Origin of the sequence: Stenotrophomonas tumulicola (assembly GCF_014117215.1) — a bacterium.
GTDB lineage: Bacteria > Pseudomonadota > Gammaproteobacteria > Xanthomonadales > Xanthomonadaceae > Stenotrophomonas > Stenotrophomonas tumulicola.
Window position 1 is genome coordinate 216,765 of sequence record NZ_JACGXS010000003.1, and the last position, 17,146, is coordinate 233,910.

At 66.4% G+C, this 17,146-nt stretch carries 12 protein-coding genes; 3 read left to right on the forward strand and 9 right to left on the reverse strand.

The features are described 5' to 3' along the window. Window positions 1–23: 23 nt before the first annotated feature. The 5 genes from H4O11_RS08840 to gap form a co-directional block, all read right to left on the reverse strand. Entirely contained in the window at window positions 24–1,199 is a 1,176-nt protein-coding gene (locus H4O11_RS08840) for a phosphoglycerate kinase (RefSeq protein ID WP_182339054.1), read from the reverse strand. Between the two features lie 115 nt (window positions 1,200–1,314). Further along, window positions 1,315–2,667 carry a DUF3999 domain-containing protein gene (locus H4O11_RS08845; protein WP_182339055.1) on the reverse strand — a complete coding sequence of 451 codons (1,353 nt, stop codon included), beginning with the start codon at window positions 2,665–2,667 and terminating at the stop codon, window positions 1,315–1,317. Continuing rightward, window positions 2,664–5,273, reverse strand: a complete 2,610-nt coding sequence (locus H4O11_RS08850) for a DUF2339 domain-containing protein (RefSeq protein ID WP_182339056.1) — start codon at window positions 5,271–5,273, stop codon at window positions 2,664–2,666. The genes H4O11_RS08845 and H4O11_RS08850 overlap by 4 nt, the downstream gene beginning before the upstream one ends. Before the next feature lie 90 nt (window positions 5,274–5,363). Further along, a complete protein-coding gene (locus H4O11_RS08855) occupies window positions 5,364–6,515 on the reverse strand; it encodes an N-acetylmuramoyl-L-alanine amidase family protein (protein ID WP_182339057.1) in 1,152 nt (383 codons plus the stop codon). A gap of 144 nt (window positions 6,516–6,659) precedes the next feature. After that, window positions 6,660–7,664, reverse strand: a complete 1,005-nt coding sequence (gene gap / locus H4O11_RS08860) for a type I glyceraldehyde-3-phosphate dehydrogenase (RefSeq protein WP_182339058.1) — start codon at window positions 7,662–7,664, stop codon at window positions 6,660–6,662. A 192-nt stretch (window positions 7,665–7,856) separates the two neighbouring features. On the opposite strand from gap, the gene H4O11_RS08865 reads away from it, so the two are divergent. After that, entirely contained in the window at window positions 7,857–8,486 is a 630-nt protein-coding gene (locus H4O11_RS08865; protein WP_182339059.1) for an OmpW/AlkL family protein, read from the forward strand. 11 nt (window positions 8,487–8,497) lie between these two features. On the opposite strand, the gene soxR is transcribed toward H4O11_RS08865, so the two are convergent. Then, the gene (soxR, locus tag H4O11_RS08870; RefSeq protein WP_182339060.1) at window positions 8,498–8,932 is read right to left on the reverse strand and encodes a redox-sensitive transcriptional activator SoxR; all 435 of its coding nucleotides are present in this window, start codon (window positions 8,930–8,932) and stop codon (window positions 8,498–8,500) included. A 66-nt stretch (window positions 8,933–8,998) separates the two neighbouring features. On the opposite strand from soxR, the gene H4O11_RS08875 reads away from it, so the two are divergent. Further along, entirely contained in the window at window positions 8,999–10,360 is a 1,362-nt protein-coding gene (locus H4O11_RS08875; protein ID WP_182339061.1) for an MFS transporter, read from the forward strand. A 97-nt stretch (window positions 10,361–10,457) separates the two neighbouring features. Here H4O11_RS08875 and H4O11_RS08880 read toward each other — a convergent pair whose 3' ends face one another. Further along, on the reverse strand, window positions 10,458–12,443 hold the full coding sequence (locus tag H4O11_RS08880; RefSeq protein WP_182339062.1) for an esterase/lipase family protein: 1,986 nt from the start codon (window positions 12,441–12,443) through the stop codon (window positions 10,458–10,460). After that, window positions 12,440–13,417, reverse strand: a complete 978-nt coding sequence (locus tag H4O11_RS08885; RefSeq protein ID WP_182339063.1) for an Lnb N-terminal periplasmic domain-containing protein — start codon at window positions 13,415–13,417, stop codon at window positions 12,440–12,442. Before H4O11_RS08885 ends, H4O11_RS08880 begins: the two co-directional genes overlap by 4 nt. Before the next feature lie 180 nt (window positions 13,418–13,597). Here H4O11_RS08885 and H4O11_RS08890 point away from each other — a divergent pair, with 180 nt between their 5' ends. Then, on the forward strand, window positions 13,598–14,011 hold the full coding sequence (locus H4O11_RS08890) for a GFA family protein (protein WP_182339064.1): 414 nt from the start codon (window positions 13,598–13,600) through the stop codon (window positions 14,009–14,011). Between the two features lie 27 nt (window positions 14,012–14,038). Here the strand turns inward: H4O11_RS08890 and H4O11_RS08895 are convergent, their stop codons facing one another. Continuing rightward, on the reverse strand, window positions 14,039–17,140 hold the full coding sequence (locus tag H4O11_RS08895; protein ID WP_182339065.1) for an efflux RND transporter permease subunit: 3,102 nt from the start codon (window positions 17,138–17,140) through the stop codon (window positions 14,039–14,041). Window positions 17,141–17,146 lie beyond the last annotated feature (6 nt).

The following is a 17,146-nucleotide window of genomic DNA, read 5'->3' on the forward strand; positions in this document are numbered from 1 at the left end:
TTCCCGGGGACCATGGCGGGCACTCAGGCACCCCGCGCTTCCAGCGCCGCCACCGCCGGCAGCGTCTTGCCTTCAAGGAATTCGAGGAACGCGCCGCCACCTGTGGAGATGTAGCTGACTTCATTGGCGATATCGAACTTGTCGACCGCCGCCAAGGTGTCGCCGCCACCGGCGATGGAGAATGCCGGCGAGCTGGCGATGGCCTTTGCCAGCGCCTCGGTGCCGTGGCTGAAGGCTTCGAATTCGAATACGCCGACCGGACCGTTCCAGACCACCGTGCCGGCCTTCTGGATCAGTGCTGCATACTGCGTGGCGGTCTGCGGGCCGATATCCAGGATCAGGTCGTCGTCGTCCACTTCGTTGACCGCCTTCACCGTGGCCGGCGAGTCCGGCAGGAACTGCTTGGCCACCACGACGTCGACAGGCAGCGGAATATCGGCACCGCGCACCTTGGCATCGGCGACGATCTTCTTCGCGGTATCCAGCAGGTCCGGTTCGTACAACGACTTGCCCACCCCATGCCCGGCCGCGGCGATGAACGTGTTGGCGATGCCGCCACCGACGATCAACTGGTCAACCTTGCCGACCAGGTTGGCCAGCAATTCCAGCTTGGTGCTGACCTTGCTGCCGGCGACGATGGCCAGCAACGGCTTGGCAGGCTCCTTCAACGCCTTGGCCAGCGCGTCCAGCTCGGCCATCAGCAGCGGGCCACCGGCGGCAACCGGAGCGAAGCGGATGACGCCATGCGTGGAAGCCTGCGCGCGGTGCGCGGTGCCGAAGGCGTCCATCACGAACACATCGCACAGCGCGGCGTACTTCTTCGCCAGCGCCTCGTCGTCCTTGCCCTCGCCCACGTTCATGCGGCAGTTTTCCAGCAGCACGATCTCCCCGGGCTGCACCTGCACACCGTCCACCCAGTCGCGCACCAGCGGTACCTCGCGGCCCAGCAGCTGCGACAGGCGGCTGGCGACCAGCTGCAGCGATTCCGCCTCACTCCATACGCCTTCCTTCGGGCGCCCCAGGTGCGAGGTGACCAGCACCGCCGCGCCCTTTTCCAGCGCCAGCTTCAGCGTCGGCAATGAAGCGGTGATGCGCTGTTCGGAGGTGATCTGGCCGTTTTCGATCGGCACGTTCAGATCCTGCCGGATCAGCACGCGCTTGCCGGAGAGATCGAGATCGGTCATGCGGATGATGGACATGGGCAACTCTTTGTCGAGGGAAGGAAGCGCGCCGCCTGCGGCGCAGACCGCCATTGTCCGGGCTGCAGCGACGCATCGCAAACGCGGATACCCGCATCCTGCCGTGGCCTCGCGATCAGGCGTCGGTGGGCTTCTGGCGCAGCACGCCCAGCGCCAGGATGCCCACCACCAGTACGCCCAGCACCAGCAGCGACCACAACAGCCAGCGTTTCCAGTCACGCGGCGGCTGCAGTGCGGCATCACCGGCGAGCCGTTCCGAAGGCCCCTCCAGGCGGGCCAGGGTAGGCTGCCAGGCCGGGCCGTTGCGCTGCCGCAGGTCGTCGATCAGCACGCCCACCGGCGCATCATGGCGGACTGCGGTTGCACTGCCTGCCGCCAGCGCATACGGCGCCGCGCCCTGGCTGAGGAACACCAGCACCTCGGGCTGGTAACCCAGCAACAAGGTCGGCGTGCCGACGGTGGACGCCGGTTCGGCGACCAACTTCCAATAGCGGTCGCGATGTATCGTCGCCAGTTCACGCGGTGGCGACTGTTGGCGTGCGGATTGTGCACCCTCTACCTGGTAAGCCACCCAGGGCGCGATGCGCCGCTGCCAGTCCGCGCTGCGATCATCGCGGCTGTAGGCGGTCCACTGCACCAGGCTGTTGTCGGTGGTCGACACATCCAGCCGCTTCACCGGAAAGCGTCCATCCAGTTCGAACTCGAAGCTCCCCTGCCCCTGTGCGGTCGGTTGCAGCGACAGCCATTCCCAGGGAATGGTGGCTGGTGCGGGCGGCAGTTCGGCCAGCACGCGGCGCAGCACCGGCAGTTGCTGCCCTGCATTGGGCAGCACGCGCAGGTAACGAACGGTACGGTCTATGCCGATACGACGCTGCAGCAGGCGCTTGCCCGCGCGCTGCAGGTCGACCAGCGGCAGCGCCGCATCGATCCGCTGCCAGTTGCGCAGGTCGTCGCTGGCATCCACCTGTACCGTCGCCTGCAAGGGCTGCTGGCGATCGGCCCAGTCCAGCACCACCGTAGCCAGTGGCTGCTGGCCCAGCACGCTGGCATCGACCAGCCAGCCGCCCGCCTGCTGCCCTGCATCGGATGCACCCAGCCGTGCTTCGACCCGGCGTACGCGCCCATCGCTGTCACGCTCGGTCAACAACTGCAGATCGTCGCGACGGCGCGCATCCAGTGGCGGCAGCACGAACCACGGCAACTCGCGCTGCACCGGAGGTTGCGCCAACGGCTGGTCGGGTGCCAACAATGCCGAAGGCAGCGCCTGGCCGGCCGCGTTGTAGGCCTGCACGTCGGCCAGTGCCGGCGACTGCGCGCGGCGATAGACCTGCGGCTCCAGCACCACCCGGTACGCACCGGACTGCACGCTGGACAGGCTCAATGGCCATTGCTCGGCATATTGCTGCCGGTAGTCCTGCGCGACCGCCGGAGCCGCCAGCAACACCAGCAGCACCATCCACTTCTTCATTCACCCTCCTCCACGAGAGACGCCGGACGCGGTGGCGCCGGCGCGAAGTATCCCACTACCGTGCACAACAGGCCGTAGGCGATGAACGAGGCGATGCCCAGCAGGTTACCCAGGTGCTGGCGATCGATCAGGATCAGCTTGGCCAGCACCACCGCCATCAGCACCGCGCCCACGGTCCACAACACACGCTGGCCACGGCGCGATCCCCACACCCAGGCGATCACCCCCAATACGCTCCACACCACGGTCAGGCTGGTCTGGGCCAGCGTGGACCGCCACAGCGCGCCATCCCATGCCACCTGCCCCCAATGGTGCACCGCATGCAGGGTCAGGCTGGTCAGTGCGATGAATCCGGCGATGGCCAGCAACGGTATCCGGCCGCGACGCAACGGCAGTGGCGCCTGCTCCGAATACAGCCAGCGCGCTGCCAGCAGCAACGCCGCCCACTGCATCAGCTCGGCCGGATTGACCAGGGGCAACCATGGCAACGGCGAAGCGTCCCCCGGCAGGACGTGCGCCCACAGCCAGGCCAGGCCCAGCACCACGAACAACAGGCACTGGAAAGCCGGCCGCGCGGCGTCGAATGCGGTCCCAAGCGGCAAGCTGATCCAACGCCAGCGTCGTATCGTCAGCGCTGCCAGCAGCAGCCAAGGCAGCGCCAGCGCCAATACCATCCAGCCTTGCCCCAGCCCGGCATGACGCGCCAGCTGCTGCAGCGTCAACGACAGCACCGTCGGCCACAGCAGCCACCACAGGAACTGCGCGATGCTGGCTGCCATGCCAGCACCTTGGCGCAGCGCATGCAACGCGCGGCTGCCGAGCAGCAACATCGCCAGCCAGGCCAGCCCCCCCATGCCACCGAAAGGCTGCGTATGCGCGTGCTGTTGCCACAGCAGCAACGGGAAACCGGCAGCCAGCATGCACAGCGTGGTCAGTGCCAGCACCTGCGCCGGCTGGCGGCGATGCACTTCGGCAACGATCCACGCGGTGACTGCCGCAAGCACCAGCAACGCATCGGGTTCATGCCGATCAGGCAGGAAGCGGACGCATTCATGCACCAGCCCGCCCAGCCACCACAACAGGCCCCACAGGTAATACACCAGCCCGACGCTGCCGCGGCCTGCGCGGCGGCAACTCCATGCGGAAGCAAAGCCAGCAATCGCCAACAGCAGTGCCCCCATCGCGGTTGCGTTGAGCAGCAACCGGGCGTCGCCCTGCCAGTAGTCGGCGCCAACGACAAAAGCGAATGCCGCGGCAACCTGCAGCAGCGCACCGCTGGCCTGCGGCAACCAGCGCCGCTGGCGCAGGCCCAGCCAGACCAGCCCGGCGCCTTCCAGCGCAAACACCGCCCCGGTCGCCCGCGCGGACAGCGCCAGCGGTATCGCCAGCGTGGCAAATCCCACCGCCAGCACGGCATGCGATTGCGCCAGCACCCTGTACGACGCCCGTGCCACCAGCGCCCGGGCCAGCACTGCATAGAGCGCCGCCAGGCCCACCGCGATGCCGGCCAGCAGCATCGGTTGGTCGTGCAGCATGGCGGCCTGCAGCGAAAATGCCACCAGTGGCGTGCCGAATACCAGGCTGCCATCGACCAGGTCGCGCTTGGCGGCAGGCTGCCGGCGCGCATACAGCAACGGGATCAGCAGGTAAAACGCAAAGAACAATGCCAGGAACGGCTGCGTGGTGGCCAGGTCTTCGGCCCGATACTGCAGCACGCCCCATGCCATGCCGATACCGAAGGTAAAGACAAAGCCGAGCAGGTTGAGCGCGCGCCACGGCCGGAACCAGGCGATGGCGAAGACACCTGCGTTGAGGACTGCGTAATAGCTGAAAAGACCGACGTGGTTGTTGCTTCCGGTGGACAGCCACAGCGGCGCCATGAAACCGGCAAGGATGCCCAGCACCGCCAGCGTGCGCGAGTTCTGCACCACTGCCAGCACGCATAGCCCGGCTACCAGGGCGATGCTGGCAATGAAGGCCAGGGCCGGATCCAGCATGTCGTAGCGCTTGAACGCAGCAAAAATGGTCAGCAGCAGCACGCCGATGGCCCCGCCCTGCAATGCAAGCGCGAACAGGCGACGATGATCGCGCTGCTGCCAGCCGAATCCCAGCAGCGCCAGCGCAGCGACGGTAATGCCGGCCAATCGTAGCTCGATCGGAACATCCAGCAGCCCCTGGTCACTGACATATTTCAGCAGCGCCGCGACGCCGGCCAACAACACCAGCATGCCGATCTTCACTGGCACGTTGCCTTCGGTGAACCAGCGTTTGGCGGCTGCGATACCGCGCTCCAGCAACCCGGGACCGGCCGATACCGGGGTGGGTCCGGCCGGCAGTGGCGGGGGGGCGATGGGCGGCGGGGTAGCCACCCACGCCGCTGGCGGCGGCGAGGCAGGCATAGGCGGCACAGGGGCAACAGCCTCGTCCACCGGCATGGCATGGCGTGGCACTTCACGCGACGTTGCAGCAGTCGCCGCGCCGTCGAACAACGCGCGTTCCAGCACGCCAATACGTCGGCGCAGCCCCGCGATCATCACCAACGCCACCACCAGCAACAACGGGATAGCCAGCGCGGCCAACACCAGCATCACGATCAACGCTTCCATTCAGAGGTTTCCTGGCGTTACGTCGGCGCCCCGGTGGCGCCGCTGCGACCATGCCATGCTACGTCATGCAGCGCCGACGGGCAGTTGCAGTCATTGGCAGACGGGCTCTCCTTCCGCCCCGGCCCCCAGCCGGAACTCGGCATAGCCCTGCCGCAGCCCTTGGGCCACGGCCTCCTGGAACACAGGATCCTGCAGCGCCGCCGCATCCTGCGGATTGGTATGGAAGCCCAGTTCAAGCAGGATCGACGGTGCAAGTGCCAGCCTGTTTTCCCCATAGTTCCCGCCCATCGGCTGAACCCGGACCCGATAATCGTGATACTGCGGCAGCGCCTGGATCGCGTCGCGCATGGCGCACAACAACACATGCCCGAGACGCTGGTCTTCGCCGCGCCCCGGCTGATGGAAGCCCATCGCGCCGGTGGCTGCCGCACTGGCTGCCGCGTTCGTATGCAGGTGTACCAGGGCACCGGCGCCGATTTCGTTGGCCATCAACGGGCGGGTGCGGATATCGTCGTTGTATTCGCGCAGGGGGGTATCGCGGTCAGCATAGCTTTGCCAGATGTCCGGCCGGGCCGGGTACAGGGCCTGCGCGTTGTAACGCGCGGCCATCTGCCACCAGGGCTGTCCAGCCACGGGGTGCAACACCAGCTGTCGTGATCGTGACAACGCCACCTGGTACCCATCACCCTGCAGCGCAGCCACCAGGCGGTCTGCGAACCGTGGCGTCACCAGGTCCTCCACCATCCCGTTGCTGAGCGGCCGCTGCAGCTGCCAACCGAGCTTGCCGTGCAGGTAGTAGCCATGGCTGGCCGATACGAACACATCGGTCACCTCCGTCGCGACGCGCGTGGCCGGTCGCGGACGTTCCGGGTAATGCGCTTCCAGACTGTGTCCATCGAAGCGGAATTCCAGCGCCTGCGCTGGCGCACCCTGACGCTCGCGTTGCAGCATGACTTCCAGCCGGATCGCCTGCAGCCGCGCATCGAGTTCGGCCGGAATCTGCGGGCCACGCTGGCCTTCCAGGAACTGTCCGCCAAGTTCCACGCTCCAGCTGCCATCGGACGACAAGGTGGTGCGCGGCAGGCCGTCAGCCCGCGCCAGGGGCTGGTCCATCTGCCGCACGATGGCGGCAATGCGATACGCGTCATCCTGATGGGGTTGCATGGCGATCGTTGCAGCGTGCGCCATCGGCACGGACAACAGGATCGAGGTAGGCAGCAGTCGAATGAATGCAACAGGCATGGCGGTGGTCCTGAAGGGCAGGACCCCAGATGTAGCACCCGGCTGCGGCGCGGCCCATCCGGGAAACGCTCATCGACACGTACGCTGAAACGACGAACCCCGGCCGGAGCCGGGGTTCGCGATGCCACAGCAGGTGCAGGCAGGTTACTTCGCCGCCACTACCCGGGCCATTTCAAGGCACTTGTTGGAATAGCCCCACTCGTTGTCGTACCACGACACCAGCTTGACGAAGGTGCCATCCAGCGCGATGCCGGCTTCGGCGTCGAACACCGAGGTATGGGTCTCACCGCGGAAGTCGGTGGCCACCACCTTGTCTTCGGTGTAGCCGAGGATGCCCTTCAGCGCGCCTTCGCTCTGTGCCTTCACTTCGGCGCAGATCTCGGCGTAGGTGGCTTCCTTCTCCAGTTCGACGGTCAGGTCGACCACCGATACGTCCGAGGTGGGCACGCGGAAGCTCATGCCGGTCAACTTCTTGTTGAGCTCCGGGATGACCACGCCGACGGCCTTGGCCGCACCGGTGGACGAGGGAATGATGTTTTCCAGGATGCCACGGCCACCGCGCCAGTCCTTGTTGGACGGGCCATCCACGGTCTTCTGGGTGGCGGTTGCCGCATGCACGGTGGTCATCAGGCCACGCTTGATGCCCCACTTGTCATTGATGACCTTGGCCAGCGGCGCCAGGCAGTTGGTGGTGCACGAGGCGTTGGAAATGATTGCCTGGCCGGCATAGGTCTTGTCGTTCACGCCGTAGACGAACATCGGCGTGTCGTCCTTGGACGGTGCCGACAGGATCACCTTCTTCGCGCCGGCATCGATATGCTTCTGCGCGGTTTCCTTGGTCAGGAACAGGCCGGTGGATTCGATCACCACGTCCACGCCCACTTCGTCCCACTTCAGGTTGGCCGGGTCACGCTCCTGGGTCAGGCGCACCTTCTTGCCGTTGACCAGCAGGTTGCCGCCGTCGACGGACACATCGGCCTTGAAACGACCGTGCACGGAATCGTACTTCAGCATGTAGGCCAGGTAATCCGGCTCCAGCAGATCGTTGATGGCCACGATTTCGATGTCGTCGCCGAAGTTCAGCACCGCCGAGCGCAGGACGTTGCGCCCGATGCGACCGAAACCGTTGATACCAACCTTGATTGCCATGTTGACGAACTCCTGCAGCCGCGCACGATGCGGCGGGATGGATAGGGCCCATAAGTCTAGCAAACCGACCTGGCCACTGGCGGCCAAGCCGGTGAAGCGCCGGCCTGGCGGCCAGGATTTGATCCGGATCAAGGCGTTGCGGGGGCCGGCGGCAGAGACTTCGTCCATCAACCCCGCAACGAGACCTGCACCATGCGCACCTCCCCCTCCCTGCTGGCAGCCACCCTGGCCACCGCGTTGTCCCTCGCCGCCCCCACCGCCATGGCCCAGTCCAAGGGCGACTGGACGGTGTCGGCCGGCGTCCACCAGGTGGCACCGAAATCCAACAATGGCGCGCTGGCTGGCGGCACGCTGAAGGTCGACGTGGACAGCGACATCAAGCCGACCATCACCGGTGAGTACTTCATCGCCGACAACCTGGGCATCGAACTGCTGGCGGCCCTGCCGTTCAAGCATGACATCGACATCGCCGGGCTGGGCCGGGTGGGCAGCACCAAGCACCTGCCGCCGGTGGTGACCCTGCAGTACCACTTCAACAGCCAGGGCAAGGTCTCGCCCTTCCTGGGCGCGGGCATCAACTACACCACGTTCTTCAGCGAAAGCACCGGCGGCGCATTGGCAGGCAGCAAGCTGAAGCTGCAGGATTCATGGGGCCTGGCCGCGCATGCAGGCGTGGATTTCGCCGTCAGCGAGAACGGCGCGCTGCGCGTGGACCTGCGCTGGATGGACATCGACAGCAAGGTCAAGCTGGATGGCGAGAAGCTGGGGACGGTGAACATCGATCCGCTCGCCTACGGCGTGTCTTACGTGTTCGCGTTCTGATCGACCAGCGGCTACTCCCAGCGCTGCGGGCCATCGCCCTGCTCGGCCAGCATATCGTCCGGATTGGCCAGCCGGCAGCGCTTCAGGGACAGGCAGCCGCAGCCGATGCACCCGGTCAGCTGGTCGCGCAGGAAGCCAAGCAACCGGATCCGCTCATCGAGCTCGGCACGCCAGCGCGCGGACATCTTCGCCCATTCGGCCTTGGTCGGGGTGCGTCCTTCCGGCAGCTCGGCCAAGGCGGCCCCGACCGCCTCCAGCGGCATGCCCACGCGTTGTGCAACACGGATGACCGCCAGCCTGCGCAGCACATCGCGCGAATAGCGCCGCTGGTTGCCTGCGGTACGCAGGCTGCGGACCAGTCCCTTGCGCTCATAGAAATGCAGCGCCGAGACCGCCACGCCGCTGCGCCTGGCCACTTCACCCACACTGAGTTCCTGCATCGCCATCGCTTGACCTGAACCATGGTTGAGGTGTGATGCTGCCGTTCCCGCTTCGGCAACACAAGTATTCCCATGAACATCGACGCCCCTGCCGCCCTGGCCTTGCCGGACGAAACCTCCATCCTGTCGCCACGCTACCGGGCTACGACGCTGGGCATGGTCGCGCTTGTAGCACTGGTCGCCTTCGAGGCACTGGCCGTAGCCGCCGCGATGCCCACCGTGGCCCAGGCGCTGGATGGGCTGCGCCTGTATGCACTGGCCTTCGGTGGCGCGCTGGCGACCAGCGTGATCGGCATGACCGTGGCAGGGCGCCTGTGCGACCAGCAGGGTCCCGCGCGCCCGCTCTGGTTGGGGCTGGCTTTCTTCCTGTCCGGCCTGGTGCTGGCCGGGCTGGCGCCACGCATGGGGGTGCTGGTTGCCGGGCGCCTGCTGCAGGGCATCGGCATCGGTGCCATCTCGGTGTCGTTGTACGTGCTGGTGGCACGCACCTTTCCCGAGCCGCTGCGTCCCAAGGTATTCGCTGCATTCTCGGCCGGCTGGGTGGTGCCATCGTTGATCGGGCCGGGACTCAGCGGCCTGATCGTGCAGTACGTGGGCTGGCGCTGGGTGTTCCTGGCCGTGCCGGTGCTGGCGTTGCCGGCCGCACTGCTGCTGGTGCCTGCCCTGCGCGCCAGCCGCCAGGACGTGCGCAAGGACGCGGCGACCCGGCCGGTGGTGCGCTGGGCCGTGGGTGCCGCGCTGGCGGCCCTGCTGCTGTACCTGGGAGGCCAGCAGCAGGGCGCGGCAGCCGCGCTGCCGATGACGTTCGCACTGGTCGCCCTGCTGGCCTGCGGCCAGCGCCTGCTCCCCCCCGGCACGCTGCGGCTGCGTAGCGGACTGCCCAGCGTCATCGCCCTGCGTGGCATCGCCGCCTCCGCGTTCTTCGGCGCAGAGGCCTTCCTGCCGCTGCTGCTGCAGCGCCAACGCGGCTTGTCGCCGCTATGGGCAGGGGTCGCACTCAGTCTCGGCGCACTGGGCTGGTTCTCCGGCTCATGGCTGCAGGGCCACCAGCGCCATGGCTGGTCGCGCGGGCAACTGCTGCAGGCGGGAAGCTGGATGATGTGCAGCGGCCTGCTGGTCACCTCGCTCACCCTGCAGGATGGCGTGCCGCTGCCGTTGGCCCTGCTGGGCTGGTCGCTGACCGGGCTGGGCATGGGACTGATCTACCCCAGTCTCTCGGTGCTCACGCTGTCGCTGTCTGCGCCGCATGAACAAGGTGCCAACAGTTCGGCATTGCAACTCAGCGAAGGACTGGCAGTGGCCACCACGCTGGCACTGTCGGGCTCGCTGTTCGCCGCCTTCATAGGCGGGCGGGAGACGCTGGGTTACCTGCTGTGCTTCGCGGTCACGCTGGCACTGGCCATGCTGGGCACGGTGGTGGCGCGGCGGATCTGAACGATGCCATTCCGGAAGGGGCGTGCCGCGCTGCGCGCGGGGGACGGGCATGGCCCGTCACTACCCTGATACGCTTTTGCCCGGCGCCGTTGCACGATCAGGGACGGGCGCCGACCTCGTCGACGTCCTCGCGCAGGATGCGGCGGATCTCCAGCACCGCCTGCGGCGTTTCCTGCACGCTGTGCCCGGAAATGACGACCTTCTCCGACAACGCACCGTCCAGGTGGGAACTCCAGTAGGGCACCAGCCCATCATCGGACTGCAGCAGCGGCACCTCGGGCTTGCGGTGGGCGATGATCGAATGGTATTTCAGGCCGGGCTCGATCGGCAGCGAAGCGGCTGCCTTGACGAATGGATCGCTGGATTTGAGGTTGTCGATGCTGTTGGGCACGCGCAGCTTTTCGCTGCCCTCATGCTGGGGCTCCGCCTGCTGCAAGGTCAGGAACACGTCCTCGAACTTGCCCAGGATGGTCAGCGGCAACCTGACCAACCGGCCGATCAGGCGGCCGATCCGGTTGCCGGCGATATCCGTGCCCTTGTGCGGGGCGGCGATGAAGATGGCGCGCTCCACGTTCGGCTGCGGATCGAAATGCAGCAGTGGCCCGAGCCGAGCCTGTACCCGCTGCAGCCGTTCACCCTTCAGCTCGTACCGGGCCAGCAGGCCATCCCACAGTTGCTCCCCTGAAGAGCTGACCAGCAGGCGCGCCAGCACCCCGCCCATGCTATGGCCGATGAATACCATGTCCTCGGAAGCACGGGTCTGGCCGTTGGGATCGAAGTGCTTCAACGTGGCGTCAAACGCGCGCGCGATCTCGTAGCGGTTCAGCGCGATCGGGGCATTGGTTGGATAGTAGACCTGCCATACCTGGTACTCGCGGCGCAGGTCACTCTCGCCCATGATCTCGTTGGCCACGTTGACCCACGCTTCCGGGCTGCTGCCCAGGCCATGCAGCATGAAGATGATGCGCCGGTCAGGGTCCCACGGCTGCATCAGGTAGATGTGCGGCTCGTTGATGCCCTCGCTCATGCCGAACAGCGTGCGCAGCGATTGCCGGGCGAAACCACTCTGCGCCAGCCACAGCCCGTAGGCGGCGGTGAAGTTCCCGGCCAACGGCACCTGCTCGCCATGCAGGTCCACGTGCTCCGTGGCCTCGGGCGAGTACACATCCAACAGCACCTGGCTGGTCTGCAGCACTTCCTGCAGGGAATTCCCCTTGAAACGCAGCAGCGCCGTGGCATTGATCGACGACATTTCGCTGTACTGCGGCACCTCGTCTGTCCGCCCCGGTTGCGTGCCGTCGACCGGTGCATCGGCCTGTGGCAGCGGCATGGTCAGTTTCGGCGGATCCATCACCACGACCAGCTCGGCACCAAAGCCATCGCGGCGGTAGGTGCTGCGCAACCCGACGAAGCTGATGGTGGCCGCCGAAACCAGCCGCGTGGGGACGCTCGGCATGGACAGCCGATCGAAATCGGAAGTGATGGTCCAACGTTCGCCGGCGACCGGGGCGTTATAGTCCTGCCCTTCCAGCGCCGATGCACGCGCACGCCGGAACACCACCGACGCGGTCTGTTCGGCCGCGTAGTTGTAATAGTCGCGGACCTGCGTCTGCCTGTCCTCGAAAGCCCGGTCGGAGGGCGCGCGTCCGCTGAAGAACAGGTAGGCGTACGCATAGCGGGCGGCCTCCAGCCACGCATCGACGGCCGCATCGCTCATCGGCTCGGTGTCGGCGTGCTTCGGCTTGGGGCTGAGCGCCAGCGCGGTGCGCACCCACAGTTCGGACATGGCGGACATCCGTTGTTCGGCGCTGATGCCATCGGTTTCCAGCAATGTATGCCGGCACGCTACAACGTCCTTGGCGCACTGGCTTTCGTCCAGTCCGACCACGCTCAGTGTCTCCTGCGATGCCGCACTGAGCTTGCCCGTGGTCAATACGTCTGCACGCTTGGTGGTCAGGTAATCGGTATTGGCCACCTGCTTGACGGTGACCATGGCGCAGCCGCTGCCGGCCACGAGGATCATCACCGCCAGCAGCAGGCGCAGCCGGTTCTGCCAGGAGAATGCGCCGGGGTTGGACTTCATCGTGGGTCTTCCTGGGGGGTGCCCGGCACGCCGCGGCGTATCCATGTGGAGAAATGCTGCGCAGCCTGTGGCTGCAGCGCGCGTTCCGTGATCCGGCCACGCGCATGCAGGGTATTGAAATCGTATCCCGGCACCAGTGCCTGCTGGTCGAAGGCATAGTCGGCCAGGTAGCCGGACAGCAACAGGCGATAGTCCAGCGGCAGGCCCGGTGCGATATGCCGCGCCAGGTCGAATACGATGGTGGTGCAGTTGCTGGTGAGCGTGTTGTAGAACGCCGGTTCGGCGTCCAGCGCGCGTGCCTGGTCGATGTAGGCGGCGAACAGCGTGCGCAGCTGCGCCTGGCTCATGCCATGCAGCCGGTACAGATAGACATCCTCACCGCGCGCATTGGTGCGGGTACGGATGATGTCCGTCTCCTCCGAGGCCACCAGGGTCATCTCGAACTTGCGGAAGAAGCCACCCAGTGCGGAGAACGATTCGCCACGTTCCTTGCGGATTTCCAGCGAGAACACCAACTGGCGCCCATCCTCGAAACCGAACGACACCAGCGTGTGGGCGATGGCCGGCCCCATCCAGTAGGACAGCACCAGGTCAGCCGAGCGCAGCTGCTCCAGGTCGTAGGCACGGCGCACCCAGCGTGCGTCGTAGTCCGTTTCAGTACGCCAGTTGAAGTCGCGCACATTGTCGAGCACCACATGGCGCCCATCGAAGGACACCACATGCAGGCGCTGGGCTACATCATCGGCCCAGACCCGGTCCTGGCTGGGGGCCAGGGCCATCCAGCCGGCGCCGGCGGCGACCACGCACAGTCCGTAAGCCAGGCGGACGCGGCGGCCAGCCCGGCCGCGCGCAACGCGCAGCGCCATCCAGGTGGCAGCCACCAGCCAGCCCAGCGCCACCAGCGCAGCCAGCCACTCCGGTCCGGGCAACTGGTAATACAGCAACCCGCCGACCCAGACGGCCAGCAACAGCATGAGGGTCCCGATGCTCCAACGTCCTGCTGCCTTCACTGTCGTCCTGTCGTGATCTCCTTGGGTCGCCTAGTTAGCCACAACCGGTGCCACAGCGGAATCCGGGCCTGTTCAGGGACGCCATCGCTGGCAGAATGAACGCCCGCGCGCCGGCGTTGGCGTGACCTTGCACGGAGCATCCCCATGGGCATCACCCTTGTTGCCGGCACGCCGGTAAGCGAATGGCACACCGCCACCTGCCACTGCGGCGCGGTCGAACTGCGCCTGCACCTGCCCGATGGCATCGTCGATCCTCGCCGCTGCGACTGCTCGATGTGCCGCCGGCGCGGCGCCATCGCCGCCAGCGTGGCCGAAGACGGGCTGGAAATCGTGCGCGGAGGCGAGCACCTGCGGCGCTACCAGTTCAACACGCACGTGGCCGAGCACTATTTCTGCGGCGCGTGCGGCATCTACACCCATCACCGCCGCCGCTCCAATCCGCGTCAGTTCGGCTACAACGTGGCCTGCCTGGTGGGCATCAATCCGTTCGCACTGGGCGCAGTGCCCACCAATGACGGGGTCAACCATCCCGCCGATCGCGCCCCGCCGCCGCACTGACGACGATGGCCGAGCGTGTGGCCAGCGTCAGTTGGCCACCCTGGACCGGCCCAGGCCGCGTACCAGCACGAAGAACAACGGCACCAGCAGGATGGCCAGCAACGTACCGGACACCATGCCACCGATCACACTGACGCCGATTTCGCGGCGGCTGACCGCGCCTGCCCCGGTGGCCAGGGCCAGTGGCACCACGCCGGCAACGAACGCCAGCGAGGTCATCACGATCGGTCGCAATCGCAGGCGTGCGCCGATCAGCGCCGCCTCCACCGCCGAACGCCCGGCACGGAACTCCGCCTCGGCGAATTCCACGATCAGGATCGCGTTCTTGGCGGACAGGCCGATGGTGGTCAACAGGCCCACCTGGAAGTAGATGTCGTTGACGAAGCCGGCCAAGGTCGTCGCCAGCACGGTCCCGACCACGCCCAGCGGAATCACCATCAGCACCGCCACCGGAATCGTCCAGCTTTCGTACAGCGCTGCCAGGCACAGGAAGATGAAGGCGATGGAGGCGGCATACAGCCACAGCGTCTGGTCGCTCAACAGCTGCTCCTGGTAGGACAGCCCGCTCCATTGCAGGTCGAATCCATCCTGTGCATCCACCAGCGCCTGCATGCGCTGCATGGCTTCGCCCGAGCTGCGTCCCGGCGCCGCGCTGCCCTGGATCTCCATCGCGGGCAGTCCATTGAAACGCTGCTGCAGCTGCGGGCCCCGCGTCCAATGGCTGCCGGCGAAGCTGGCGAACGATGCCATCTGCCCATCACCACCACGCACATACCATTGGCCGATGTCCTCCGGCACCGAGCGATACTGCTGGTCACCCTGCATGTAGACGCGCTTGACGCGTCCACGATCCAGGAAATCGTTGACGTAGCTTCCTCCCCACGCAGCCGACAGCGTGGAATTGATATCGGCCTGCGACAGTCCCAGTGCACTGGCCTGGGCATGGTCGATGTCCAGCTGCAGCTCGGCCTTGTCGCCGAGCCCATTCAAACGCACCGAGCTCAGGCCCTCATCCTCGCCTGCCGCCTGCACCACGCGCTCCTGCGCGAGCTGCAACGGCCCACGTCCAGCCGCGCTGCTGTCCTGCAGCCACAGTTCAAAGCCGCTGGACTGGCCAAGGCCGCGCACGGCCGGCGGTGACAGCACGTTCACCCGGGCATCGACCAGCCCGCGGAAGTGCGCATTGGCACGGGCGATGATCGCTCCGGCATTGTTGTCCCCACCCCGTTCGCTCCATGGCGTCAGCGCCAGGAAGCCCTGTCCGGCATTCTGGCCGGCACCGGCATTGTTGCGGCCGACGATCACGAAGGCGACATCGACATTGTCCTTCTCGTTCTCGCGGAAGTAGCGGCCGATCTGTTCACCCAGCGCCTCGGTCTTCGCCATCGGCGTTCCTTCGGGCGTATTGAACTGGAACATCACCAGCCCCTGGTCTTCCACCGGCAGGAATCCGGTCGGCATGCGCGTGTACAACGCCGCCACGGCGACGATGACCAGCAGGTAGAAGGCCATCCAGCGACGCGGCTGGCTGACGATGCGGCCCAGGCGCCCCTGGTAGGCAAGCTGGCTGCGTTCGACGCCACGGTTGAACCAGCGGAAGAAGCGCCCGGCCGGCCGTTCCTTGTCCACAGGCTTGAGCAGCGTGGCACACAGTGCGGGGGTCAGGGTCAACGCAACCAATGCCGACAGCGCCATCGCCGAGGCGATGGTGATCGAGAACTGCCGGTAGATGATCCCGGTGGAGCCCCCGAACATCGCCATCGGCAGGAATACCGCGCCCAGCACCACGGTGATGCCGACCAGCGCACCGGTGATCTCGCCCATCGAGCGTTCGGTGGCCTCGCGCGGCGGCAGGCCTTCTTCGTGGATGATCCGCTCCACGTTTTCCACCACCACGATGGCATCGTCCACCAGCAGGCCGATGGCCAGCACCATGGCGAACAGGGTCAGCGTGTTGATGGTGAAGCCAGCCACCGCCAGCACCCCGAAGGTACCCAGCAGCACCACCGGCACGGTGATCGCCGGGATCAACGTGGCACGCAGGTTCTGCAGGAACAGGTACATCACGACGACCACCAGGATGATGGCCTCGATCAGCGTATGCACCACCCCTTCGATGGACACCCGCACGAACGGCGTGCTGTCGCGCGGGTAAGCCACTTCCAGTCCCGGCGGGAACGTCGGCTTGAGCCGCTCGATTTCGGCGCGCACCGCATCGGAGGTTTCCAGCGCATTGGCGCCGGCCGCCAGCGAGACCGAGAAGCCCGCGGCAGGATGGCCATTGAGGAAGCTGCTGGTCTGGTAGTTCTCCGCGCCGATCTCGATGCGCGCCACTTCGCCCAGCGTCACCGCCGCACCACTGGGAAGCGTCTTCAGGATGATCGCGCGGAACTGCTCGGGCGTCTGCAACCGCGATTGCGCGGTAACCGTGGCGTTGAGGCTCTGGTCAGGCACGGCGGGCAGCGCACCCAGCTCGCCGGCGGTCACCTGGGTGTTCTGCGCCTCGATGGCGGTGCGCACGTCCGATGGCATCAGCCCATAGGCCCGCAACTGGTGCGGGTCCAGCCACACACGCATGGCATAAGGCGCACCGAACACATCGATCTCGCCGACACCGGGAATACGGCTCATCGGATCCTGCACCGTACTGGTCAGGAAGTCGGATACATCCACCCGTTGCATCCGCCCGGTGGTGTCGTACAGCGCCACCACCATCAGCGAATCGCCCTGCGACTTGGCTACCGTGATGCCCTGCTGCTGCACTTCCTGCGGCAACCGGTTGATGGCCTGGTTGACGCTGTTCTGCACCTGTACCTGGGCGATATCCGGGTCGGCTCGCTGGTCAAAGGTGACGGTGATGCGCGCCTGGCCCGAGGACGAGCTGGTGGAGGAGAAATACAGCAGGTGGTCGATGCCCTTGATCTGCTGTTCGATCACCTGGGTGACACTGTCCTCCACCGTCTGCGCCGAGGCGCCGGTGTAACGCGCGGTGATGTTGATCTGCGGGGGAGCGATGTCCGGGTACTGTTCAACCGGAAGCTGGGTGACCGCGATGGTGCCCAGCGCCATGATGCAGATGGCCAGCACCCAGGCAAAGATCGGTCGATGGATGAAGAAGCGCGGCAGCATGCGGGA